26 protein-coding genes are annotated in these 25,960 nt (G+C 38.3%); 24 read left to right on the top strand and 2 right to left on the bottom strand.

What is annotated here, in order from left to right:
* The first annotated feature begins 39 nt into the window (after positions 1 to 39).
* The 4 genes from QUE18_RS12730 to fucO all read left to right on the top strand — a co-directional run bounded on the left by QUE18_RS12730 (position 40) and on the right by fucO (position 3,538).
* Complete coding sequence (locus tag QUE18_RS12730) at positions 40 to 483, top strand: Hsp20/alpha crystallin family protein (protein ID WP_008392176.1); 444 nt, start codon at positions 40 to 42, stop codon at positions 481 to 483.
* 81 nt (positions 484 to 564) lie between these two features.
* Positions 565 to 1,581, top strand: a complete 1,017-nt coding sequence (locus QUE18_RS12725; protein ID WP_009204210.1) for a DnaJ C-terminal domain-containing protein — start codon at positions 565 to 567, stop codon at positions 1,579 to 1,581.
* A 124-nt stretch (positions 1,582 to 1,705) separates the two neighbouring features.
* Positions 1,706 to 2,254, top strand: a complete 549-nt coding sequence (locus QUE18_RS12720) for a TetR/AcrR family transcriptional regulator C-terminal domain-containing protein (RefSeq protein ID WP_009204209.1) — start codon at positions 1,706 to 1,708, stop codon at positions 2,252 to 2,254.
* Between the two features lie 135 nt (positions 2,255 to 2,389).
* Positions 2,390 to 3,538 carry a lactaldehyde reductase gene (gene fucO / locus QUE18_RS12715; protein ID WP_009204208.1) on the top strand — a complete coding sequence of 383 codons (1,149 nt, stop codon included), beginning with the start codon at positions 2,390 to 2,392 and terminating at the stop codon, positions 3,536 to 3,538.
* A gap of 123 nt (positions 3,539 to 3,661) precedes the next feature.
* On the opposite strand, the gene QUE18_RS12710 is transcribed toward fucO, so the two are convergent.
* Entirely contained in the window at positions 3,662 to 4,996 is a 1,335-nt protein-coding gene (locus QUE18_RS12710; protein WP_009204207.1) for an MATE family efflux transporter, read from the bottom strand.
* A 132-nt stretch (positions 4,997 to 5,128) separates the two neighbouring features.
* Here QUE18_RS12710 and proS point away from each other — a divergent pair, with 132 nt between their 5' ends.
* The 16 genes from proS to fba all read left to right on the top strand — a co-directional run bounded on the left by proS (position 5,129) and on the right by fba (position 21,006).
* Positions 5,129 to 6,565 carry a proline--tRNA ligase gene (gene proS / locus QUE18_RS12705; RefSeq protein ID WP_009204206.1) on the top strand — a complete coding sequence of 479 codons (1,437 nt, stop codon included), beginning with the start codon at positions 5,129 to 5,131 and terminating at the stop codon, positions 6,563 to 6,565.
* A 136-nt stretch (positions 6,566 to 6,701) separates the two neighbouring features.
* Complete coding sequence (locus tag QUE18_RS12700) at positions 6,702 to 8,048, top strand: CCA tRNA nucleotidyltransferase (protein WP_009204205.1); 1,347 nt, start codon at positions 6,702 to 6,704, stop codon at positions 8,046 to 8,048.
* Complete coding sequence (locus tag QUE18_RS12695; RefSeq protein ID WP_009204204.1) at positions 8,045 to 8,851, top strand: glycerophosphodiester phosphodiesterase family protein; 807 nt, start codon at positions 8,045 to 8,047, stop codon at positions 8,849 to 8,851. The genes QUE18_RS12700 and QUE18_RS12695 overlap by 4 nt, the downstream gene beginning before the upstream one ends.
* Before the next feature lie 51 nt (positions 8,852 to 8,902).
* The gene (locus tag QUE18_RS12690; RefSeq protein ID WP_022091245.1) at positions 8,903 to 9,964 is read left to right on the top strand and encodes a D-alanine--D-alanine ligase family protein; all 1,062 of its coding nucleotides are present in this window, start codon (positions 8,903 to 8,905) and stop codon (positions 9,962 to 9,964) included.
* Between the two features lie 12 nt (positions 9,965 to 9,976).
* A complete protein-coding gene (murI, locus tag QUE18_RS12685) occupies positions 9,977 to 10,780 on the top strand; it encodes a glutamate racemase (RefSeq protein ID WP_008392185.1) in 804 nt (267 codons plus the stop codon).
* Positions 10,781 to 10,794: 14 nt separating this feature from the next.
* A complete protein-coding gene (locus QUE18_RS12680; RefSeq protein WP_008392186.1) occupies positions 10,795 to 11,217 on the top strand; it encodes a YwiB family protein in 423 nt (140 codons plus the stop codon).
* Between the two features lie 2 nt (positions 11,218 to 11,219).
* Positions 11,220 to 12,371 (top strand): sensor histidine kinase, encoded by a 1,152-nt coding sequence (locus tag QUE18_RS12675; protein WP_009204202.1) that lies wholly within the window; start codon positions 11,220 to 11,222, stop codon positions 12,369 to 12,371.
* The gene (locus tag QUE18_RS12670) at positions 12,368 to 13,081 is read left to right on the top strand and encodes a response regulator (RefSeq protein ID WP_008392188.1); all 714 of its coding nucleotides are present in this window, start codon (positions 12,368 to 12,370) and stop codon (positions 13,079 to 13,081) included. The genes QUE18_RS12675 and QUE18_RS12670 overlap by 4 nt, the downstream gene beginning before the upstream one ends.
* Positions 13,082 to 13,316: 235 nt before the next feature.
* Positions 13,317 to 15,062: an ammonium transporter gene (locus tag QUE18_RS12665; RefSeq protein WP_009204201.1), complete on the top strand. Its 1,746-nt coding sequence runs from the start codon at positions 13,317 to 13,319 to the stop codon at positions 15,060 to 15,062.
* Positions 15,063 to 16,046: 984 nt separating this feature from the next.
* Complete coding sequence (locus QUE18_RS12660; RefSeq protein WP_207641989.1) at positions 16,047 to 17,285, top strand: ammonium transporter; 1,239 nt, start codon at positions 16,047 to 16,049, stop codon at positions 17,283 to 17,285.
* A gap of 15 nt (positions 17,286 to 17,300) precedes the next feature.
* Entirely contained in the window at positions 17,301 to 17,651 is a 351-nt protein-coding gene (locus QUE18_RS12655) for a P-II family nitrogen regulator (protein ID WP_009202858.1), read from the top strand.
* Positions 17,652 to 17,870: 219 nt separating this feature from the next.
* Positions 17,871 to 18,296, top strand: coding sequence for a GNAT family N-acetyltransferase (locus QUE18_RS12650; protein ID WP_009202857.1), 426 nt, complete (start codon positions 17,871 to 17,873; stop codon positions 18,294 to 18,296).
* 11 nt (positions 18,297 to 18,307) lie between these two features.
* On the top strand, positions 18,308 to 18,772 hold the full coding sequence (locus QUE18_RS12645) for a hypothetical protein (RefSeq protein WP_009202856.1): 465 nt from the start codon (positions 18,308 to 18,310) through the stop codon (positions 18,770 to 18,772).
* A complete protein-coding gene (locus QUE18_RS12640; protein ID WP_009202855.1) occupies positions 18,750 to 19,118 on the top strand; it encodes a DUF2752 domain-containing protein in 369 nt (122 codons plus the stop codon). Before QUE18_RS12645 ends, QUE18_RS12640 begins: the two co-directional genes overlap by 23 nt.
* Positions 19,119 to 19,258: 140 nt before the next feature.
* Positions 19,259 to 20,014 (top strand): nucleoside/nucleotide kinase family protein, encoded by a 756-nt coding sequence (locus QUE18_RS12635; protein ID WP_009202854.1) that lies wholly within the window; start codon positions 19,259 to 19,261, stop codon positions 20,012 to 20,014.
* 122 nt (positions 20,015 to 20,136) lie between these two features.
* Entirely contained in the window at positions 20,137 to 21,006 is an 870-nt protein-coding gene (fba, locus tag QUE18_RS12630) for a class II fructose-1,6-bisphosphate aldolase (RefSeq protein WP_009202853.1), read from the top strand.
* Positions 21,007 to 21,079: 73 nt separating this feature from the next.
* Here the strand turns inward: fba and QUE18_RS12625 are convergent, their stop codons facing one another.
* A complete protein-coding gene (locus QUE18_RS12625) occupies positions 21,080 to 21,973 on the bottom strand; it encodes an Rpn family recombination-promoting nuclease/putative transposase (RefSeq protein ID WP_009202852.1) in 894 nt (297 codons plus the stop codon).
* 309 nt (positions 21,974 to 22,282) lie between these two features.
* On the opposite strand from QUE18_RS12625, the gene QUE18_RS12620 reads away from it, so the two are divergent.
* From QUE18_RS12620 to sdaAA, 4 genes are all read left to right on the top strand, one after another.
* Complete coding sequence (locus QUE18_RS12620) at positions 22,283 to 22,969, top strand: TrmB family transcriptional regulator (RefSeq protein ID WP_009202851.1); 687 nt, start codon at positions 22,283 to 22,285, stop codon at positions 22,967 to 22,969.
* Between the two features lie 36 nt (positions 22,970 to 23,005).
* Entirely contained in the window at positions 23,006 to 24,256 is a 1,251-nt protein-coding gene (locus QUE18_RS12615; RefSeq protein ID WP_008392203.1) for a diaminopimelate decarboxylase, read from the top strand.
* 167 nt (positions 24,257 to 24,423) lie between these two features.
* Complete coding sequence (gene sdaAB, locus QUE18_RS12610; RefSeq protein ID WP_008392206.1) at positions 24,424 to 25,092, top strand: L-serine ammonia-lyase, iron-sulfur-dependent subunit beta; 669 nt, start codon at positions 24,424 to 24,426, stop codon at positions 25,090 to 25,092.
* A gap of 3 nt (positions 25,093 to 25,095) precedes the next feature.
* Positions 25,096 to 25,959 (top strand): L-serine ammonia-lyase, iron-sulfur-dependent, subunit alpha, encoded by an 864-nt coding sequence (gene sdaAA / locus QUE18_RS12605; RefSeq protein WP_009202849.1) that lies wholly within the window; start codon positions 25,096 to 25,098, stop codon positions 25,957 to 25,959.
* The last annotated feature ends 1 nt before the right edge of the window (position 25,960 follow it).

Genomic DNA, 25,960 nt, shown 5'->3' with positions numbered 1-25,960 from the left:
CCCAAACATTATTATAAAGAAAAGGAGAGATGACTTATGATGATGATGCCTAGTATTTTTGGAGGAAACTTATTTAACGACGACTGGATGGATTTTTCTTTCCCAGATATTGATAAAGAACTGTATGGTAAACACGCAAAGAACTTAATGAAGACTGATGTGAAGGAAAAAGACGGAAACTACGAAGTAGCGATCGACCTTCCAGGATTTAAGAAAGATGAGATCACAGCTGAGCTGAAGGACGGATATTTAACGATCAGTGCAGCAAAAGGATTAGATAAAGATGAGAAAGATAAAGAAGGTAAATATATCCGTCGTGAACGTTACGCAGGAAACATGAGCAGAAGCTTCTATGTTGGCAAAGATATCACAGAGAAAGATATCCACGGTAAATACGAGAATGGTATTCTGATGCTGGATATTCCGAAGAAAGCTCCGGAAAAGAAAGTAGAAGAAAAGAAATTCGTAACGATCGAAGGATAAGCGAACTTTCCCCGGGATGATCAGATTCCCGGGGAATCTTTCTATCTATTTGAGAATGAAAGGAAAAGAAGGTGAAACGAAATGGCAGCAAAACGTGATTTATATGAAGTTCTTGGAATCAGTAAAACTGCAGATGAGAAAACGATCAAGAAAGCATATCGGAAACTGGCAAAGAAATATCACCCAGATATGAATCCCGGAGATAAAACAGCAGAACAGAAATTCAAAGAAGCAACTGATGCTTATAATATATTAAGTGATCCAGAGAAGAGAAAATTATACGATCAATATGGTCATGCTGCCTTTGACGGAACTGGAGCAGAATCTGAGTTCTATAAGAATTACCAAAACTATGGTGGTACGCATGGAGGATATCAGGAATTCCACTTTGAAGGTGGAGATGGAGATGATATCTTTGGTGACATCTTTGGAAGTATGTTCGGTGGAGGAAGAAACAGCAAAGGATTCCATCGAAGCAGTTTCCATCAAGGAGGTTTTGGCTCTTCTGATGGATTTGGAGGCGGTGGATTCGGAAGTGGATCCTTCAGACAGAAAGGTTCCGATGCACACGCAGATATCTCTATTAGTTTTGATGAAGCGGTTACAGGCTGCGATAAAGTCATACATCTGCAAGATCAAAATGGTGCAATGCAGTCATTACAGGTTCATATACCCGCCGGAATTGATACAGGAAAAAGTGTCCGCTTAAGAGGAAAAGGAAATCCAGGAATCGGAGGCGGTGAAGCAGGTGATTTATTCCTGAAAGTAACAGTAGGTGAGAAACAAGGATTTGAGCGAAAAGGAAATGATGTGTATACAACGATCAATGTTCCATTTAGCACAGCCGTTTGTGGAGGTGAAGCAGTGATCAAGACATTATATGGAAATGTTATCTGTAAGATCAAAGAAGGAACTCAGTCAGGATCTAAGATCAGACTGCGTGGAAAAGGAATGCCACTTATGAAGAATCCATCTCAGAAGGGAGATCAATACGCAGTTGTTCAGATTCAGGTTCCAAGAAATGTCTCCCAGCAGGCAAAAAACAAATTAAAAGAATTCGAAGCACTTTGTGGTCAAAGAGGAAATGCCTCTTATTAAACATGAAACTTCTTGATAATAGATAAAAAGGTTGTTATTTGAAGCAGATAATAGCCTTTTTTGCCTTTATAAATGGTGTCAAATAAGGTACAATAAAACCATATATGAAAGAAGGTGGGACGAGATGGACGTATCAGAGAAAATGAAATATAAATTAGCAAATGCAATGAAAGATCTGTTGGTGCATACGCCAGTAGATAAGATTACAGTCAAACAGATCGTAGATCAGTGTGATGTAACTCGTCCAACTTTTTATCGGCATTTTAAGGATAAATATGATCTGATCAACTGGTATTTTGATGTATTGGCTCAGATGTCGTTTAAACAGATGGGCATCAGTCTGACATTAAGAGAAGGGTTGATCAAGAAATTTGAATTCATCAAAGGTGAAGGACAATTTTTCGCAGCAGCTTTTTCAAGCGAGAGTCAGAACTGTCTGATGGAGTATGATTATCAGTGTATTTATCAATTTTATTGTGATATCATTCACAAACAGGGCGTTGATAAAATTCCAGAAGAATTAGAATTCTTATTGAGAATGTATTGCAGAGGTTCAATTGCCATGACCGTAGAATGGGCGACAACAGGAATGAAGATGTCGCCGGAACAGCTTACAGATCAGTTGATTGATGCGATGCCTCCAAAGTTATATGATCTATTTAAAGATATATAAAGATGAGAAAATGTTACACTTTTGATGAAGTGTAACATTTTTTACATTTCGCTAAATGTGTAACTTGTATTTATGAAAAAACAATTTTATACTGGAGATAGTTAAAAAAATGTCAATACAAAAGGAGTGTATAAAATGGTAAATCGTATCGTATTAAATGAAACATCTTATCATGGAGCAGGAGCAATTCAGGAGATCGCAACAGAAGCAACAAAACGTGGATTCAAAAAAGCATTTGTTTGTTCTGATCCAGACCTTGTAAAATTCGGAGTTACAAAGAAGGTAACAGATGTATTAGATAATGCAGGACTTGCATATGAAGTATATTCACAGATCAAACCAAATCCAACAATCGAAAACGTACAGACAGGAGTTGCAGCATTTAAGGCAGCAGGAGCTGATTACCTGATCGCTATTGGTGGTGGATCTTCTATGGATACAGCAAAAGCTGTTGGAATTATCATCAACAACCCGGAATTTGAAGATGTGAGAAGCTTAGAGGGAGTTGCAGATACTAAGAAACCTTGCGTACCAATCATCGCAGTTCCAACAACAGCCGGAACAGCTGCAGAAGTAACGATCAACTACGTTATCACAGACGTTGAAAAGAAACGTAAATTCGTATGCGTAGACCCTCATGATATTCCAGTGATCGCAGTGATCGACCCAGAAATGATGTCTTCTATGCCAAAAGGATTAACAGCAGCAACAGGTATGGATGCATTAACACATGCCATCGAAGGATACACAACAAAAGCAGCTTGGGAAATGACAGATATGTTCCATATCAAAGCCATCGAACTGATCTCTGACAGCTTAAGAGGAGCTGTTGAGAATACACCAGAAGGAAGAGAAGGAATGGCAATGGGACAGTACATTGCAGGAATGGGATTCTCAAATGTAGGACTTGGAATCGTACATTCTATGGCTCATGCATTAGGTGCAGTTTATGATACACCTCATGGAGTAGCGAATGCGATCTTACTTCCAACAGTTATGGAATACAATGCAGATGCAACAGGAGATAAATACAAATATATCGCAAAAGCAATGGGTGTAGAAGGTGTCGAAGATATGACACAGGAAGAATACAGAAAAGCAGCCGTTGATGCGGTTAAAAAATTATCAGCAGATGTCGGAATACCAGCAGACTTAAAAGAAATCGTGAAAGAAGAAGATATCCAGTTCTTAGCAGAATCCGCTTATGCAGATGCATGTGCACCTGGAAACCCTAAGGATGCAAGTGTTGAGGATATTATTGGATTATATAAATCTTTACTGTAATATTTAAAAATGTGATAAAGTATAAAATGTAAGGTAGCAGATTCCAATTTCGTCGGAAAAGGAATCTGCTACCTTTTTTATTTTCACAGGAGTGAGTTTTTTTAATACAAGAAATAATAATTTTTATTGTGGTTTTGGAATAACAGTTTGTAATAAAACAGCCACAATAAACACTAAAATTTCTGTTACAGGAAATGAGATCCAAATCCCATTTATCCCAAACATATGATTAAACAGACACATCAAAGGCACCAATAAAATTCCCTGCCGTAAGATGTGGATCAACATACTAGATTGGATCTTCTCCATTGCCTGCTGATAAGTAGCGATCATAATAGAAAATCCACAGAAAACTAAACCGATCGACAGGATCCGCATGGCTGGAACTCCGATTTTGATCATTGATTCAGAAGCTGCAAACAGGAACAAGATCTGTTTTGGTAAAAACAGAAGCAGGCATGTTCCACCGATCATCATAACAGTTGCCGCCTGTGTGCCAAAATGAAAAGCTTCTTTTAAACGTTCTGGCTGTTTGGCACTGTAGTTGAATCTCATGACAGGCAAACATCCTTGGATCAAGCCATTTACTGTCATGAAGATCATCTGTTGTACTTTGAAATAGGCGCCAAAAAAGGCAACAACAGTATCTGAATAAGCTGTTAAAAACAGATTGGTAAATGTCAGCATAAAAGATCCAAGAGCATTCATAACAAATGAAGGAAATCCATAGGAAAACAGATTCTTTAACATATGAGAATCAACATGGAATCCTTTGATCTTGATACGAACTTTCTGTTTTGTAAAAACAAGCAGAAGAAAAGCAATCACCATAGATAAAGCATATCCAAGGACAGTAGCCAGTGCAGCACCACGGATTCCCATCTTAGGGAATGGTCCGATTCCAAAGATCAGTAATGGATCGAAAACAAAGTTAAAGATAACTCCTGCGATCTGAAACCACATAGGAGTGATCATATTTCCAGTACCCTGAAAGACCTTTTGGATGGCGATATGTACCATGTTTGGAACCTGCATAAAAGCACAGACGGACATATACTGCATCGCATAGTCAAAAATAGCTGGATTGTTTGTGAATGCTGAAAAGTACGGTTTCATGATCAATAGTGCAAGGATATTGATACAGATACCGACGATCAAGGCTACCAACAATCCAAGTGTTGTTGCACAGTCAGCAAGGTCTTGTTCTTTCTCTCCAAGATAACCTGCGATCAAAACGTTGATACCGACCCCAATCCAGATGGACAGGGAGATCATAAGGGTTGTGATCGGGAAGGAAAGAGAAACTGCCGCAAGTGCATTTTCATTGATATTAGCCACGAACATGCTGTCAACAAGGTTGTAAGAATATTGCAGAAACATGGAACACATCGGAGGAAGGGACATCTGCAATATCAGCTTTTTGATGGGAAGATACCCCATCTTGTTTTCATTTGCCATAAAAAACTCCTTTTTGTGTAGTTAAATAAAACGTCACCCCTTGAAAAATCCGACATTTTACAGTAATATTATTCTTAGTATCATTGTACACAAAAACTGTGTATATAACCATAGAAAAGGAGACATTTTGCAATGGCAAAAGATAAGAAATTAGTAGAAGCGATCACTGCGATGGAAGATGATTTTGCACAGTGGTATACAGATGTTGTTAAGAAAGCAGAATTAGCAGATTATTCAAGCGTTCGTGGATGTATGATCTTACGTCCGAATGGATATGCGATCTGGGAGAATATCCAGAAAGTTTTAGACGCTAAATTTAAAGAAACAGGTGTGGAAAATGTTGCAATGCCAATGTTTATTCCAGAAAGCCTTTTAAAGAAAGAAGAAGACCATGTTGAGGGATTTGCACCAGAAGTTGCATGGGTAACTCATGGTGGAGATAAAGAATTACAGGAACGTCTTTGTGTAAGACCTACATCTGAGACATTATTCTGTGATTTCTATTCAAAGATCATCCAGTCTCACAGAGATTTACCTAAATTATATAATCAGTGGGTATCTGTTGTACGTTGGGAAAAAACAACAAGACCATTTTTAAGAACTTCAGAGTTCTTCTGGCAGGAAGGACATACAGCACATGCGACAGAAGAAGAAGCTGAAGCAAGAACGGTACAGATGTTAAATATGTATGCAGATTTCTGTGAGCAGTATCTGGCAATTCCAGTTGTAAAAGGACAGAAGACAGAGAAAGAGAAATTCGCAGGTGCACATTCCACATATACGATTGAAGCATTAATGCACGATGGAAAAGCATTACAGTCTGGAACAAGCCATAACTTTGGTGATGGATTTGCGAAAGCATTTGATATTCAGTATACAGATAAAGATAATAAACTTCAGTATGTACATCAGACATCATGGGGAATGTCTACACGTATCATCGGAGCGATCATCATGGTTCACGGAGATGATTCAGGTCTTGTACTACCACCAAGAATCGCACCAGTACAGACAATGATCGTACCGATCATGCAGAAGAAAGAAGGAGTGCTTGATAAAGCAGAAGAGATCAGAAAGAGACTTGCTTCTTCTTACAAAGTAAAAGTTGATGATTCTGATAAGAGCCCAGGATGGAAATTCAGTGAACAGGAAGTACGCGGAATTCCTACAAGAATCGAGATCGGACCAAAAGATATTGAGAAGAATCAGGCGGTGATCGTTCGTCGTGATACAAGAGAGAAGATCATTGTATCTTTAGATGAGATCGAGACAAAACTTGGTGAAGTATTAGAACAGATGCAGAATGATATGCTTGAGAGAGCAAAGAAACATCTGGAAGAACATACAGTAGAGGCTAGAAACTGGGATGAATTCAAAGCCCACATCGAGAAACAGGATGGTTTCGTAAAAGCAATGTGGTGTGGAGAAACAGAATGTGAAGAAGCGATCAAAGACGAGACAACAGCTACAACAAGATGTATGCCATTTGAGCAGGAACATTTAAGTGACGTATGTGTTCATTGTGGAAAACCTGCGAAGAAGATGGTTTACTTTGGAAAAGCTTACTAAGAGTATAATGATAACAATTGCCGGGGATTATGAAGATACATTTCCGGCAATTCTTCCGTTTGCGAGATACATTTGTAAGAATAGTAAATAAATATGAGAAGCAGATATAAGAACAAAGAAAAGGAGAGGTGATAGGATGAAGATCAAGATGCCCGCACAGGCAGCAAAGGTAATACAGACATTAGAACAACATGGATTTGAGGCATATATCGTTGGGGGCTGCGTCAGAGATTCCATACTAGGAAGAACTCCGGGTGACTGGGATATCACAACATCAGCTTCACCTCAGGAAGTTAAAGAAATCTTCGATCATACGGTAGATACAGGAATCGAACATGGAACAGTCACGGTTCTTATGAATCATGAACCATACGAAGTAACAACCTATCGTGTCGATGGAAAATACGAAGATCATAGACGTCCCAATGAAGTGCATTTTACAAAGTCATTAAGAGAAGATCTGTTACGAAGAGATTTCACGATCAATGCGATGGCATATAATGACAGTGAAGGGATCATTGATATGTATGATGGTATGACAGACCTTAAAAATCAAACGATCCGCTGTGTCGGGGAAGCAAAGAAACGATTTGATGAAGATGCATTGAGAATTTTAAGAGCTCTAAGATTTCAGGCTCAATTAGGATTTCAAATCGAAGAAAAAACCGAAGAAGCAATTAAAAATCAGGCAAAATTTCTAAAAGATATCAGTGCTGAGCGAATTCAGGTAGAGCTTGAAAAACTGATCACATCGGCACATCCAGAAGTATTGGTCAATGCATATAAACTAGGTGTGACGAAGATCATTTTTCCAGAATTTGATATTATGATGGAAACACCGCAGAATAATCCGCATCACAAATACAATGTTGGAATCCATACGATCGAAGCAATGAAACAGATCGAAGCAGAACATATTTACCGGTGGACAATGCTGCTTCATGATGTGGGAAAACCAACAGCGAGAGTTGAAGGTCCAGATAAAGATCATTTTAAAATACATCCAGTGATCGGAGAAGAGATGGCAAGGAAGATTCTCCGAAGATTAAAGTTTGACAACCAGACGATCAAGCAGGTAACAACTCTTGTCAGATGGCATGACCGAAGATTTGCTTCAATAGAAGAAGTCAATAAGAAAACAGTCAGACGATGGGTCAGCCAGTTAACCCCAGAATTGTTTACAAGACTGATGGAGGTTCAGAAAGCAGATATCAGTGCACAAAGTGATTATCAGAGAGATAAGAAAGAACAAGTATTACAAGAAACAAAGAAATTATTCGAAGAAATCATCGAAGAGAAAAACTGCCTTTCCATCAAAGAATTAAAGATCAATGGAAAAGACTTGATGGATATGGGAGTTCCACAGGGAAAAGAAATCGGTCAAATTTTATCTTGGCTGTTAGATCAAGTATTAGAAGATCCACAGTTAAATCAACGTGAAACATTAATGCAGATGGCAGAAGAAAAGAGGGATGTGAAATGATCCTGTTATGGATACCAGTCTTAATCTTTGCATACATCAAGATGATCGATCCGGGAGAGAAAAGAAAACATCCGGTATTAAATGTAAAATACTATGCACACAGAGGATTTCATGGAGAAGAAGGAATTCCAGAAAATTCCATGGCAGCTTTCAAGAAAGCAAAGGGATCAGGCTATGGAATAGAATTAGATGTTCAGCTGACCAAAGACGGTGTAATGGTAGTTCACCATGACTATGATCTTAAGAGAACATGTGGAGTAAATAAAAAGATCACAGATCTTACTTATCGTGAATTATGCAGATATCGATTGATGGGAACGAGAGAAAGAATTCCAAGGTTTGTGGAAGTTTTAAGAGAAGTTAATGGCAAAGTACCATTATTAGTAGAATTAAAAATGGAAACATGCAACCGTAAATTATGCAAGAAAGTTGCAAAAGCTTTAGATCAATATAAAGGATTATATTGTATAGAATGTTTTCATCCGTACGCTCTGTATTGGTTTAAGAAAAACCGTCCAGAAGTGATCCGTGGGCAGTTAAGTGAGCAGTTTTTGAAAGAAAAAGAAGAAGGGACGCTTACTCGCAAAATCGGTTATTTTATTGTGAAGAATTTATTGACAAATTTTATTACAAAACCAGATTTTATAGCCTATCACTATAAATATAAAGACTGTCTTCCACTCAAGATCTGCCGCAGATTTTACAAGATTCCAATTTACGGATGGACATTTCGCGATAAAAAAGCATATAAAGAGAATGAACCTTACTTTGAAGGATTTATTTTTGAAAAATTTGTGCTATAATCAAATGATAATGATGAAATACTTTTTATAATGATAAAGGAGTTTAGATCAATGAAAAAGAATGTAGTAGTGATCTTCGGAGGAGATTCCTCTGAACATGATGTTTCATGTCTGTCAGCAACAACAGTCATCAAAAACATGGACACTGAAAAATATAATGTAATTTTAGTTGGAATCACAAAAGAAGGAAAATGGCTATTAGTAGATAGTGTTAAAGACATCGAAGATGGAAGCTGGAGAGAAGGAGAAGTGAAAGCATTTATTTCTCCTGATACAACAACTCGTTCTTTAGTGATCCTTGCAGAAGGTACATATAAACTTCAGAAAGTTGATGTGATCTTCCCAGTTCTTCATGGTATGAATGGTGAAGATGGAACCGTTCAAGGGTTGTTTGAATTGTCTAAAATTCCATATGTTGGATGTGGTGTATTGGCATCTGCGGTTTCAATGGATAAAGTATACACAAAGATCATCGTAGATCATATTGGAATCGATCAGGCAAAGTTTGTTCATGTCAGAGAAAGCGATTTTGAACATTTAGAAGAAGCAATGGATCGTGTGGAAAAGGAAATTCCATATCCGATCTTCGTAAAACCATCTTGCGCAGGATCTTCTAAGGGAGTTTCCAAAGCAGAGAATAGAAAAGAATTGGAAGCGGCATTATACGAAGCAGTGAAACATGACCGTAATATCCTTTGTGAGGAAACAATTGTCGGAAGAGAAGTGGAATGTGCGGTGTTAGGTGACAGAACACAGGTGAAGAGTACATGTGTTGGAGAGATCCTTGCGGCCGAAGAAGCGGCATTCTATGATTTTGATGCAAAATACAACAATGCAGAGTCTAAAACGGTTGTTGATCCAGAGATGCCAGAAGAATCTAAACGCAAGATCAAAGAAGATGCAGAAGCAATCTTTAGAGCTGTTGACGGATTTGGATTATCAAGGGTTGACTTCTTCTTAGAAGAATCAGGAAGAGTTGTATTTAACGAGATCAACACATTGCCAGGATTCACATCGATCAGTATGTATCCAATGTTATGGAAAGCATGCGGACTTGATATTCCTGAGTTACTTGATACATTGATCGATCAGGCAATGACAAGATATCGTTAGGAGGAATTTGATATGAATGCACCAATCGGGGTGTTTGATTCTGGAGTTGGCGGGCTCACTGTTGCAAGAGAGATCATGCGCCAGCTCCCGGAAGAAAGTATGATATATTTTGGGGATACTGCACGTGTACCTTATGGAACGAAGTCCAAAGATACGATCGTGCGCTATTCCAGACAGATCGTCAATTTTCTGTTGAGTAAGGGTGTTAAAGCAGTGGTCATCGCCTGTAATACAGCGAGTGCGCTCGCCTTAGCTGATTTACAGGAACTTTATAATGTGCCGATCATCGGTATGGTACAGCCAGGTGCGATCGCAGCAATGAATGCGACGAAGAATAAGAATATCGGGATCATTGGGACAAATGCAACGATCAAGAGTGGACAGTATGGCCAATATTTAAGGAAACTAGATCCATCTGTAACTGTCGTTACAAAAGCATGTCCATTATTTGTTCCGCTAGTAGAAGAAGGACTGATCGATGACCGTATTACAGAAGATATGGTATCCAGATATTTAAGAGAATTTAAGCAGTATGATATTGATTCTTTGATCCTTGGATGCACGCATTATCCATTGTTGATCAATCCGATCCAGCGATTTGTAGGGGATAAGGTCACACTTGTAAACCCTGCCTATGAAGTTGCGAAGACTTTAAAGCAGATGCTCGCACAGAGAGATATGGCGGCATCAGAAGATCATACTGCGAAGTATGAATATTATGTCAGTGATATGGCGGATCAGTTTTTATCATTTGCCGACAAAGTACTTCCATGCCGTGTGGATCAGGTACAGCCGGTAGATATTGAGAATTATTAGGAAGTGAAGATAAGATGACAAAAGATATATTAATTAATATTTCAGGACTTCAGATGGATGTAGATCCAAATGATCCGATCGAGATGATGACGACAGGTGCCTATTACCTGAGAAATGGAAAACATTATATTTTATACGATGAACTTTCTGAAGACAACGAGATCGTAAAAAATGTCATAAAGATCGGACCAAAGAGTGTGGAACTTACAAGAAAAGGAGGACAGTCTTCTCATATGGTCTTTGAAGAGGGAAAAGAAAACCTCTCTTACTACGATACACCATTTGGAAGTCTTTTGATGGGGGTTAATACAAGCAATATTGACTGGATCGAAGAAGAAGAACAGATGCACCTTAAAGTGGATTATGATCTGAGTATGAACTCTGATCACGTCTCAAAATGTAAGATAGATGTGAATATCCGGCCGAATGGAGAATAAACATGGAGCAGAATGAAAAAGGTTTGATGCAGTGGGAGAAGGATTTTTTGATCTCGATCACGATCCTGATCATTGCGACCATCATTGCGCATATTTTTTTCTATCAGACAGCTCACAACATTAATGTGCCAATGATTTATACATTGGCAACTTTTTTTATCTCAAGATATACAAAAGGATATGGATGGGGAATTGTTTCTTCACTGTTAAGCGTTATTTTTATTAATTGGAGATTTACGTTTCCATACTTTAAGATTAATTTCATGATTGACGGATATCCGATGACATTTCTTGGAATTTTAGTGATCGCAATCATCACGAATATGACAACAACAAGCTTAAACCGAGAGAAAGAAGCAGCTGTCAAGAGAGAGAAAGAACTTGCAAAATTAAATGAATATAACAAGCAGATCAATGAGCTTCAGATTGAGAAAGAAAAGGAGAAGATGCGCTCAAATTTATTAAGAGCGATCTCACATGATCTTAGGACTCCGCTGACTGGAATGATCGGGGCAAGTTCGACATATTTAGAAGCTAAAGACCAGCTGGATGAAGATGCAAAAGATCAGCTTGTCATGGGAATCAAAGAAGATGCAAACTGGTTGTTAAACATGGTGGAAAACCTGCTTAGTATCACGAGGATCCAGAGCAATGGAAGTGACACACAGCCACATGTAAAGAAAGTACCGGAACCTCTCGAAGAAGTTGTAGCAGAAGCGATCCAGCGTTATCAGAAGCGATATCCAGACAGTGAATTAAAGGTAAAGATTCCAGAAGATTTTTTAATGGTTCCAATGGATCCGACTTTGATCGAGCAGGTAATTATGAACCTTTTGGAAAATGCATGGGTACATTCCGGAAGTGATGCACCTATTGAACTTGATATCAAAGAAGAAGATAACAAAGTTGTATTCTATATCCGTGATCACGGAAATGGTATCGCACCAGAGCGCTTGGACCAGTTGTTTGACGGCTGTGCAGGTGCATTAGACCATGAAAGCCGTAAGGGCATGGGTATCGGATTAAGTATCTGTAAATCAATCGTTATGGCACATCAAGGTGATGTCTATGCAAGAAACTATGAGGATGGAGCAGAGTTTAGTTTTAGTCTGCCAATGGATGAAAAAGAATTGACGGAGGAAAAGGAACTATGACAGAGATAAAATTTAATGTATTGATTGCTGAAGATGAAGAAAACATCGGCAATTTTATATCAGCGATCTTAAAAACCAATGGCTACAAACCAATCATAGCAACTACAGGAAATCAGGCAATCCAGTGTGCGGAATCATACTGTCCGGATGTAATCTTATTAGACCTTGGACTACCGGATATGGATGGAATCGATGTGATCTCCGAGATCAGAAAATGGGCAGTTACTCCGATCATCGTGATTTCTGCAAGGAACAGAGAATCAGAGAAAGTAAAAGCCCTGGATGCCGGAGCAGATGACTATATCACCAAACCATTTGGCAATCAGGAACTGCTTGCTAGAATCCGTACTGCCCTAAGACATAGAAGACAGCCAATGGGAGCAGAGACGAAGACACCAATGTATCATGCAGGTCAGTTAAAGATTGATTTTGATAAGCGAAGAGTCTTTCTTGGAGAAGAAGAAATCCGTCTTACACAGATTGAATATAAACTGGTATCCCTTCTTGCAGAGAATGCAGGAAAGGTTATTACATATGAGTCTATCATCAAAGATATCTGGGGACCTCATGCAGATACGAACAATAGGATTTTGCGAGTAAATATGGCAAATATCCGCCGCAAGATTGAGAAAAATCCAGCAGTTCCAAAGTATGTTTTTACAGAAGTCGGAGTTGGATACCGTATGCTTGAGAACGAATTAAATAGTTAAGATTGTGCTAAAAAAGATACATTCTTTGCATAAAAATATTATTGACAAATAAAAATAAGGCGTTTATAATTCCAACCATAACAAAGGCGTTATGAGATGACACAGATCATTCTTCATAACGCCTTTTCTTTTTATCAAGAAGGATTTCTAAAAGCCTTCAATCAATTCATTGAGTAAAGACACGCGCGTTTCTCCTGAATGAAAAAAAAAACTTTCGAAATGGGAGGACAAAGATATGACAAAAGAAATTATGAACGCAGTAAATACCCAGATCTTTGGGGTATGGTTCCTGATCGGAGCCGCATTGGTATTCTGGATGCAGGCCGGATTTGCAATGGTTGAAGCCGGATTTACAAGAGCTAAGAATGCCGGAAACATTATCATGAAAAACCTGATGGACTTCTGTATTGGTACTTGTGTATTTATTCTGATCGGTTTCAGTTTATTACTCGGGGAAGATATGATCGGATTGATTGGAAAACCTGGATTTGACATTTTTACATCTTATGCAAATTTTGACTGGTCAAGTTTTGTATTCAACTTAGTATTCTGTGCAACAACAGCAACGATCGTATCCGGAGCCATGGCAGAGAGAACAAAATTCTTATCTTACTGTATTTATTCTGCAGTAATCTCTGCACTGATCTATCCAATTGAAGCACATTGGATCTGGGGTGGTGGATGGTTATCTCAGATGGGATTTCATGATTTCGCAGGATCTTGTGCAATTCATATGGTTGGTGGATTATCCGCACTGATCGGAGCAAAATTCTTAGGACCACGTATTGGTAAATTCACAAAAGATAAAGATGGAAATATCACAAAAGTAAATGCATTCCCAGGACATAATATTCCACTTGGAGCATTAGGAGTATTTATCTTATGGCTTGGCTGGTATGGATTCAACGGTGCAGCAGCAACATCTGTTGAACAGTTAGGATCTATCTTCGTAACAACAACAATTTCACCAGCAGTCGCAACAGTTGTTTGTATGGTATTTACATGGGTAAAATATGGAAAACCTGATGTATCAATGTCATTAAATGCATCTCTTGCAGGACTTGTAGCGATCACAGCACCATGTGATGTCACAGATGCTTTTGGAGCAATTGTGATCGGAGCAGTTTCTGGATTACTTGTTTGTTTTGGAGTATGGTTATTAGATTATAAATTAAGAATTGATGACCCAGTTGGAGCCGTAGCGGTTCATTTTATGAACGGTTTATGGGGAACATTAGCAACAGGATTATTTGCAACAAAAACTGCACCAGGAAGTGAATTAAATGGACTTTTCTATGGTGGTGGATTTGGATTATTAAAGATTCAGATTATCGGTATTGTTTGTGTCTGCGCTTGGACAGCCGTGACGATCAGTTTAACATTTACAATTATCAAAGCAACGATTGGTCTTCGTGTAACAGAAGAAGAAGAGATCATCGGTCTGGATGGACCAGAACATGGTTTAACATCAGCATATGCTGGATTCAGTATGATGGATATTTCTAACACAATGATCATGGAAGAAAATGCAAATACTGTTCTTGGAGAAGAAGATTACGAAAGAGCTTCTAAAGTACAGAAAGCAGCAGCTGTACAGGTCAGCAAAGCTCCAGATCTTGTACCTACAGGAATGTATAAAGTTGTTATTATCGCAAAATTAACAAGATACGACAAGTTAAGAAAAGCAATGAACGATGTTGGTGTAACTGGTATGACAGTCACTCAGGTTATGGGCTGCGGTATCCAGAAAGGTGCCGGAGAACGTTACAGAGGTGCTGAAGTCGATGCAACATTACTTCCAAAAGTTAAAGTTGAAGTTATCGTAGGAAATATCCCAGTAGAAAACATCATTGAAGCTGCGAAGAAAGCTCTTTACACAGGTCATATCGGAGATGGTAAGATCTTTGTATACAACGTAGATAAAGTTATTAAAATCCGTACAGGAGAAGAAAATCTTGCAGCATTAGCAGACGTTGAATAAGAAATAAATTTAAATTTTTGTAAGTTGGTCAACTGTAGATTTCGAGTATATGATAAAAAATAAATAAACGATCGGAAGCGCAGCTAGAGAATTTTACTCACGTTTTTTACAGATCGCTGATCCGCCGGCTTTCCTTGCGTAACTCGCCTTCAAAAGTATTGAAAACAGAACTCTTTGAGGCTCAAACAACGCACCAAGCCGGCTGCGAATCCGTAAAAAACGTGGTAAAATTCTAATGCTGCGCTTCCGATCATTCAGGAGCTTAGTACAGCTGCGTAGTGAGTCGAGCGAGAGCGCGTCGCAGACATATAACCATTTTTATAATATTCCACCAATAACTTCAGTTCATCAAACTACCCTACAAATCGGTGCTGTAAAAGTTCTTTTACCTTCTGTTAACGAATACAAAAATTATTAACCAATACCGTTTAACATACACACTATGTAGTGATTTGAATAGCGTTCCGTTGTATGAGTCAGAAAGAAGATAAGAAAAAACATTTATAAGAATACAGGGTGACAACATGAGCACTTTTTGAATGCGTTTTTTACAAATTCGCAGCGCCCTGTGGTTGATTGTCTGACCGTAGCTGCGGGCATTTTGGCTCGCAGCCAGGGAGTTATCAAAGGAACAGGCGCGAATCAGCGATTTGTAAACAACGCTTTCAAAAATGCGGAGTGTCACCCTGTATTCTTATAAATGTTTTTTCTTATCTTCTTTTTGACTCATACATGCAACACTATCCACAAATCAGAATTGTCTTGATAAAAATACATAAATAAATCTTGCATTTTAAAACACCTTTTGTTACTATAAACGTGACGAAGGAGTCAAAGCATAAAGAAAAGTGTGCTTTGGCTCCTTTTTTATTAGCTAGAATTAGTTAATAAAAACATTCTCTCGAGAGATTTTCAATAATGTCAGAACCAGCTACTCTGACGAGCATAGAAGCATAGTTGAAAATGAGAATGGAGGAATATACTATGAACACAGGAGATACAGCATTTATTCTGCTATGTGCAGCATTTGTATTTATTATGACACCAGGTCTTGCATTTTTCTATGGAGGAATGGTACGAAGGAAAAACGTTGGGAACACGATGATGCAGTGTGTATTTATCATGGGAGTTTCCGTGATCATGTGGGTACTTGTTGGATATGCACTATCTTTCGGTGGAAACCATGCAGGGATCATTGGAGGAGCAAAATGGTTTGGTTTTAACGGAGTTGGAATGAAACCAGGACCATACGCAGATACGATTCCAAACCTTGCATTTGCAGCATTTCAGATGATGTTTGCAATGATCACACCAGCACTGATCACAGGATCTGTTGCAGGAAGAATGAAATTTAAAGCATTAGTTCTTTTTATTATCTTATGGTCATTGATCGTGTACTACCCAATGGCACATATGGTATGGGGAGAAGGAGGATTCTTAGCAGAGATCGGGTCTGTCGATTTCGCAGGAGGAAATGTCGTTCATATCACATCAGGGGTCAGCGGTCTGGTATTAGCTTTAACACTTGGAAAACGTCGTGGATATGACCAGGGAGTCTACCACGTACATAATACACCATTTGTATTTTTAGGAGCTGCACTGTTATGGTTTGGATGGTATGGATTTAATGCAGGAAGTGCTCTTGCAGCAAATGGACTTGCAGCACATGCATTTATGACAACATCTGTTTCAGCAGCCGCAGCTCTTGTTTCATGGATGTTGATCGAAGTATTTTCAGAAGGAAAAACAACTTTAGTCGGAGCTTCCACAGGATTAGTTATCGGACTGGTAGCAATCACACCGGGAGCCGGATTTGTTCCAATGTGGGCAGCAGTGATCTGTGGATTATTAGTAAGCCCAATCTGCTATTTCGGTGTAAAACTGATCAAAGGAAAATTAAAGATTGATGATGCATTGGATGCATTTGGATGTCACGGAATCGGTGGTATCTGGGGTGGTATTGCAACAGGATTATTTGGAATGACATCCATCAATGGAGTCGCAAAATGGAATGGATTAGTGTTTGGAGAAACAAGATTGTTTGTAGCACAGATCATAGGGATTCTTGTATCTATCGCAGTTGCAGTAGTCGGAAGCCTGATCTGTATCGCGATTGTCCGTATCTTTACTCCATTAAGAGTTGAAGAAAGAGCTGAGAAAGTCGGATTGGATGTATCAGAACACGGAGAGAATGCTTACCCAAGTTTTAATGGTTTAGATTAAAAGAGGTGAAAATATATGTTGATCAAAATTAATGCAATTGTTCGAGAAGAGAAATTCGAAGATGTCAAAGAAGCTTTAAATAAAATCGGAGTTAATGGAATCACAGTATCACAGGTTATGGGATGCGGAGCACAGAAAGGTTTTACAGAAGTTATCCGTGGAACAAAAGTTGATATGATGATGCGTCCAAAGATTAAATTTGAGATCGTCGTATCTTCTGAAGAATGGGAAAGAAAAACGATCGATGCTATTCAGAAATCTGCATTTACAGGAGAAGTTGGTGACGGGAAGATCTTCAGTTACGAAGTAAGGAATGTAGTTAAGATCCGTACCGGAGAACGTGATGTAGATGCATTACAGGATTAGTTCTTAAAATATCTACTATTATATAGAAGAAACAGGTGATTTTTGTGGAAAAAAATAAAAATCACCTGTTTTATTGTGTATAAAATTATAAAATATAATAAGAAAGATTCATTTCTTGTAATGTGATAAAATTCGTGATAAGATGATAGCCAATCAGAGAAATAATTTTGACATTAGGAAGAGAAACATATTATATAGAAGAAAGAAGACAAGGAAAGAATGAAATTAGTAACACTAGTATCAAATAATGTAGGAGTTGATACGTATCTGGAATTAAGAAAAGCGGTCAACTTTAAACCATTATCAAGAACACAGGCGAGGAAAGCCTTAGACAACAGTTTGTATATCGTCTGCGCATACATTGATGCCAAGATCGTTGGAATGGGACGACTTGTAGGTGACGGGGCGGTCATTTGTTACATTCAGGATTTAATGATTCATCCAGATTATCAGCATTATGGAATCGGAAGTGCAATCATAGAAGATCTGATCGAGTATGTAGAGAATCTTTGTGAAGAAGGAACCGAGATCATGCTGGATCTGATGTGTGCGATCGGAAGAGAACCATTTTATCACAAACATGAATTTATTTCTCGTCCAACGGATAAATTAGGGCCTGGAATGATTCGCTACATTAGAAAGTAGAGGAAAAAAATATGGAAGATAAGAGATACGATCCGTATACTGGATACGAGATCAAAGATGAAGATTCAACACAAGAATATCATACACAAGATGATGATTCATACAGACGATATCGTTACGAAGATGATCACATAGAACAACCACAGCAGGAGCAGACAAGTGGAATTGTGATCGCAACAATGATCCTCGGAATCATAGCAGTTGTATGCATGGTCAGTTGTTGCTGTACGCCAATCGCAATTATCACTGGGATTGCAGCGGTCATTTGTTTTGCGGTGACACCAAAAGTCAGAGGAACAAGAGGAAATAAGGCGAAAGCAGGATTGATCTGTGGGATTATAGGCATCATTGGTTCTGTGATCTTGATCATAGTTTTTGTTGTGAATATTTTGCTTAGTTCGGATTTTCAGAATGAAATGAAAGAGTTTAATACACATTATGATACATATATCGATGAAAATGATGACTCTATATAAGATCATAAGAAGTATGCCATGCTTCTTTAAGGAAGTAACACATTTCTATTGTCCGGCATGCGGCGGGACAAGAAGTGTGACCGCACTGCTGCATTTGGATATTGAGAGAGCATTTTTATGTAATCCAACCGTTGTATATACCGGGGTTATGTTTCTATGGTGTATTGCAGGATGGATGGTAAAGAAACTGACAGCCAAAGAGATGAAGAGCATGAAGCCGAGATTGTGGATGTTGATTTTGGGAGTGTGTATTTTCTTTGGATATGCGGTGATCAGAAATATACTGGTGTACCAGTTTGGATATGATTATTTGGGAGACCTCATTCATTACACAAAATTTAATTAAATATTTGTCACAGATCAAAAGTGCCATCTTTTTTGTAACAGAAAAAGATGGCACTTTTTAATGCTGCCAAAGTAAAAGGTCTATTGCTTGTACTTGTATAAGAATACATCGTATAATAAACATAAAGAAAGAGGTGTCATATGAAAGAATGGAAAGAATATTTATTTAAAGTCAATGGATTTGAAATGACAGCGGTCTATAACGAAGACACGATCCAGAAAGTTTTTCTTCCTTTATTAAAACAATTACAGCAGTTACAAAAGGAAAAAAAGGAACGGATCATTGTATTTATGGCAGCACCGCCGGCCGTTGGAAAGACAACATTATGTGAGTTTTTGGAATATTTATCAAAACAAGATCAAGAGTTTACAGACATTCAAGCATTAGGATTAGATGGATTTCATTATCACTCTGATTACATTAATTCTCATGATGCGATCGTGCTTGGAGAAAAAGTTCCAATGAAGCAGGTAAAAGGATGTCCGGAAACATATGACACAGAAAAATTAAGACAGAAACTTGAAAAGATAAAAATAGAAGATATTTTATGGCTGATTTATGATAGAAATCTTCACGACGTTGTGGAAGATCAGATTAAAGTTACCAAAGATATCATTTTGATCGAAGGGAACTGGTTACTATTAAAACAAGAACCATGGAAATCCATGCAGCAATACGCAGACTATAAAATCTTGATCCTGGCCGAGGAAGAGATGTTGAAAGAACGTCTGATCTCAAGAAAGGAAAAAGGAGGTCTCACAAGAGAAGAAGCTGTGGCATGGTATCAAAACAGTGACAGTAAAAATGTAAAAAGAGTTTTAAAAAATTCCTGCCGGAAACATTTGAATCTGCTGTTACAAGTGGAACAGGATAACGATTATCTGCAAGTAAAATAATGACCAAATTTTTGCAGGAAAACAGAAGATATTAGTAACAAGTGAAAGCTTGCAACCCACGTGTAAATAGAGTATAATAAACTAGATGTGAAAAAGTTAACGAATTATATGGAGGACAAACTATGTTAGTATCAGCAAAAGAAATGTTAAACAAGGCAAAAGCCGGACATTACGCAGTTGGACAGTTCAACATCAACAACTTAGAGTGGACAAAATCCATTTTATTAGCAGCAGAAGAAACAAGATCTCCAGTGATCCTTGGTGTTTCTGAAGGAGCAGGAAAATATATGACAGGATATAAAACTGTTGTAGGAATGGTTAACGGAATGTTAGAAGAATTAAACATTTCTGTACCAGTAGCTCTTCACTTAGACCATGGTTCTTACGAAGGATGCTACAAATGTATCGAAGCTGGATTCTCTTCTATCATGTTTGATGGATCTCACTATCCAATCGAAGAAAATGTTGAAAAAACAAAAGAACTTGTAAAAGTTGCAACAGGAAAAGGAATGTCTATCGAAGCTGAAGTTGGATCTATCGGTGGAGAAGAAGACGGAGTTATCGGTAAAGGTGAATGTGCAGATCCAGAAGAATGTAAAGCAGTTGCAGATCTTGGAGTAACAATGCTTGCAGCAGGAATCGGAAACATCCATGGAAAATACCCAGAAAACTGGGAAGGATTAAGCTTCGATACATTAGATGCAATCCAGCAGTTAACAGGAGATATGCCATTAGTATTACACGGTGGTACAGGAATTCCTGATGACATGATTAAAAAAGCAATCTCTCTTGGAGTAGCTAAGATCAATGTTAATACAGAATGCCAGCTTGCATTTGCTGACGCTACACGTAAATATATCGAAGCAGGAAAAGACCTTGAAGGAAAAGGTTTCGACCCTCGTAAATTATTAGCACCAGGTGCTGAAGCTATCAAAGATATGGTAATCACAAAGATCAAATTATTCGGATCTGAAGGAAAAGCTGACGAATAAGATTTATCATTTCTTGATGAAATTGAATATTGATAATGTAAGAACTCCACAGCGTATGCTGTGGAGTTCTTTATTAATCTTCAGATTTATCAGGTGAGATGTAGATTTTGTAGATTTCTTCAGTTGTTAGATTAATATTCTGCGAAATGCATTCGTAAAGTGATTGAATGTTGTCAGGTTCTTCTTCCAGTTCGTCAGCAATTTGAATGAAAGATTTTGATTTCTGGATTTTCTTTTTTATTAGTTGAATTAATCGGAAGGTTTCTCCTTCAGCACGCCCTTCAGCACGTGCTTTTCGCTTCTCAAGAATCTTTTCTTCCCATTCCTGCATATATTTCACTCCAATCTCTTCGCTGGATTTCACAATATTGACGTGATTCTTAATTTCCTGAAGGCGTGAAGTAGAGCAAGATATTTCTTCAGTAGTATGTTCCATATAGTAAAGAAGCTCCTTTAATTCAGGACTAATATCTTCTGAATTTTTACCATGCGTATTTAGAAAAATTCGCGTAGCACCATCTTCTAATGGCTGACCAGTTTCAGCACAAGTCATTTGAAAAGTATATTGATATAATCCTCTTCCAAACAGATCGAAAGGTGCAATGATAATAGAATAACAGTCTTTCATATTCGAAAAATCTACTTCTCCAGGATCTAATAATTTGGAGTCAATCAGAGCTTGATAAAAACGACTTCTATGAGGAAGATTTTTTGTATTTTCTTTTTGAGCTTCTACATTATAAACAGCATCGGTTTCATCCTCTGCCCATACGTCAAGTCGCACCTGTCGTTTTAGAGGCGAAGTCCGACTTTCGTGTTCAGATTGTGGACGGCCTTTGATGGAGATATCTTCTCCAAGAATAATAGATAATATATTCTCAAATGTCTTAGGATCTTCCATAACTTCAGCAAATAAAAAGCGGTCAAGTAAAGTTAAATCTTGCAGCGATTTTTTATTTTTACTCATAAGTTTCTCCTTTCATTGTATTAGAAAATACAGAGAGTGGCAAGCACTATTAGATAAGAAAATAAATTAATTGATACATAAACTCATGATATGATAAATATTTGATTGGCAAACAGACGAAAGAAGAAACTCTAACATACTGTAAAATATTTACATGGAATATATTAACAATTATAATGAAAAATGTCAATATAAAAATATAAGGATTCATAATAAACTCAAGAAAAATTCTCATAATGTCAAGGAAACCTTGACATTCTTTTTTAATTCGACTATAGTAGTCCTAGATAGGAACACGAGGTGAAAGTGATGGATAATGTAGAGCGTCTGATGGAATTTGGACTCACAAGACACGAAGCCAGTCTTTACATTTTACTGACACTGGAAGGAAGCCTTAACGGATACGAGGCAGCCAAACAAAGCGGGATTTCAAGATCAAACGCTTACAATGCACTGGCAGGCTTGGTAGACAAAGGCGCAGCCTATATACAAGAGGAAGATACAGTTCGTTACACACCGGTAGCGATCGAAGAATTCTGCAGTAATAAGATCCGGCATCTGGAACAGAAGAAGACAGAGCTGATCGCGGAACTTCCGGGCAAACGCAAGAACGAAGGCGGGTATCTGACGATCAAAGGCGAAGAACATATTTGCGATAAGATCATTGATATGCTGCTTTGTGCAGAAGAGCGTGCGTATATCTCTGTATACAATGAACGACTGGAGATGTTTCGGGAACACTTAGAGAAGATGGTAAGTGAAGGAAAGAAAGTCGTGATCATAACGAATGAACCATTTGATTTACAAGGAGCAACTGTTTATCTGACAGAATGTAAGAAAGAACAGATTCGATTGATCACGGATTCCAAGGACGTTTTAACAGGCGCGATCACAAATCGTTACGAAGCAACCAGCCTGTATTCCAGTAACAATAATCTGGTGGAAGTATTTAAAGATGCACTGGCCAATGAAATACAACTATTAAAAATGAAATAAATATACAAAAAGTATAGAAGAAAGGAATCAAACACCATGGCAAAAGTACCATTTGTAACAAAAGAACAGTTAGATGAAATCGTAAAAAAATATCCAACACCATTTCATTTATATGATGAAAAAGGAATCCGTGAAACAGCAAGAGGATTATACAAAGCATTTTCATGGAATAAAGGATTTAAAGAATATTTTGCTGTAAAAGCGACACCAAATCCAACAATCTTAAAGATTTTAAAAGAAGAAGGATGCGGAACAGACTGCTCATCTTTAACAGAACTTATGATGTCAGATCGTTGTGGATTCGATGGAAGCGAGATCATGTTCTCTTCTAACGATACACCAGCAGAAGAATTTATTCTGGCAAAACAGTTAGGTGCAACGATCAACTTAGATGACATTACACATATCGAATTCTTAAAAGAATGTGCCGGAATCCCAGAAAAGATTTCCTGCCGTTACAATCCAGGTGGAGTTTTCGCATTAGGAACAGATATCATGGATAACCCAGGAGATGCAAAATACGGAATGACAACAGAACAGATCTTTGAAGCTTTCAAACAGTTAAAAGAGCTCGGTGTCAAAGAATTCGGAATCCATTCTTTCCTTGCAAGTAACACAGTTACAAATGAATACTATCCAACACTTGCAAAACAGTTATTTGAATTAGCAGTTAAATTAAAAGAAGAAGTTGGAGTTCATATCGGATTTATCAACTTATCTGGTGGAGTCGGAATCCCTTACCTTCCAGATCAGGAAGGTAATGACATCGCTGTCATTGGTGAAGGTGTACACAAAGTATATGACGAAGTATTAGTACCAGCCGGAATGGGAGATGTGAAGATCTTTACCGAACTTGGACGTTACATGCTTGCACCAAACGGACATTTAGTAACAAAAGCAATCCATGAAAAACATACACATAAAGAATACATTGGTGTTGATGCATGTGCAGTCAACTTAATGAGACCTGCAATGTATGGGGCGTACCATCACATCACAGTTATGGGTAAAGAAAACGAACCAGCAGATCATGTATATGATATCACAGGATCTCTTTGTGAAAATAACGATAAATTTGCGATCGACCGTAAATTACCAAAGATCGACATGGGAGATCTGTTAGTGATTCATGATACAGGAGCACACGGATTTGCAATGGGATATAACTATAATGGTAAATTAAAATCTGCAGAAATCTTATTAAAAGAGGATGGAACAACAGAAATGATCCGTCGTGCAGAAACACCAGAAGATTATTTTGCAACGATCAAAGGATTTAATTTCTAAGAAAAATTAACAGATCAATATGAGATGTTCCAAAGCATGGCAAGTATAGGAAATTCTATACTTGCCTTTTTCATATATTACGAGTAAATTATATACAAGAAACAAAATGATACACGGCAAAACAGCATTTCAAAAGACGAAAGGCATTTATAGACAGGAGAAATCACATGAATTTATTTGACATCGTAGGACCAGTGATGGTCGGACCGTCGAGCTCTCATACAGCAGGTGCTGTAAGGATCGGACAGGTATCAAGGCACCTGCTCGGAGAATCGGTAAAAGAAGCTAAAATACTATTACATGGATCATTTCTTGCAACAGGAAAAGGACATGGTACAGACAAAGCATTAGTGGCAGGATTACTTGGCATGGCAGCCGATGACATTCGGATTCCAGACAGTTTTGACATTGCAAAAGAATCAGGAGTGAAATTTGAGATTGGAAAGATTCAATTAAAAAATGCACATCCAAACAGTGTAAAATTATTACTTGTCGGAGAATCAGGAAGGAATCTTGAGATTGTAGCCTGTTCCTTAGGCGGTGGACGAATTAAGATCTGCACGATTGATGGACTGGAAGCAAACTTTAGCGGGGAGTATACAACATTAGTCGTACACAATGACGACCAGCCAGGACATGTAGCAGAAGTAACATCAATGCTTGCTCATAAATCGGTTAATATCGCAACGATGCAATTATACCGTGATCACAGAGGTGGAAGTGCAGTCATGGTCATTGAATGTGACAAAGAAATACCAGAAGAAGGTCTGAACTTTTTGGAACGTCTGGAAGGAATCCAGAAAGTTACATATCTTGCTAAGATGAAGGAGGACTAGAGTATGGGATTTGCATCCGTAGAAGAGATAGAAACAAGAGCAAAAGAACAGGAATGTCAATTATGGGAAACAATTTTACATGATGATATGACAGAACGACAGGTAGACCGCCTAGAGTCTATCGGGAAAATGAGCAGTATGTATCTTGCAATGAAAGATGCCAATGAAAGTTACGATAAAGACTTAAAGTCACAGAGCGGTCTTTCTGGCGGCGACGGTGAAAAGATGATGGAAGAGGTTAGAAAACTGCAGAATCTGACCGGTGAATTTGTCGGGACCGTCATGGCAAATGCTTTAAAAATGGGCGAATCAAATGCCTGTATGAAACGTATCGTAGCAGCACCGACAGCCGGAGCATGTGGGGTGCTTCCAGCAGTATTGATCACATATGAACAATTTCATAAAGTACCAGAAGCAAAGATGCTAGAAGGAATGTATATTGCGGCAGGAGTCGGACAAGTTATCGCAGAACGTGCCTGTATTGCAGGGGCACAAGGAGGATGTCAGGCAGAGATCGGTTCTGCCTCTTGTATGGCAGCAACAGCTATTACGTACATTCGTGGCGGCAGCACAAAGCAGATCTTTGATGCAGGAGCATTTGCCTTGAAATCATTATTGGGATTGGTATGTGATCCATTAGGTGGTTTGGTAGAAGTACCATGTATCAAGAGAAATGTCATTGGATCTGTCAATGCGATCACAGCCTCAGATATGGCAATGGCAGGCATTGAAAGCAAGGTTCCATTGGATGAAGTGATCGATGCAATGGCAGAAGTCGGAGACCTCTTGCCATGTTCTTTAAAGGAAACCAGTCAGGCAGGTCTTGCCCAGACAGAAACAGGCAAAAAATACATGCCGGAATCATAAA

Origin of the sequence: Anaerostipes hadrus ATCC 29173 = JCM 17467, assembly GCF_030296915.1 — a bacterium.
GTDB lineage: Bacteria > Bacillota > Clostridia > Lachnospirales > Lachnospiraceae > Anaerostipes > Anaerostipes hadrus.
Note: the sequence above shows the minus strand (reverse complement) of the source record. Positions and strands in the feature narration are given on the sequence as shown.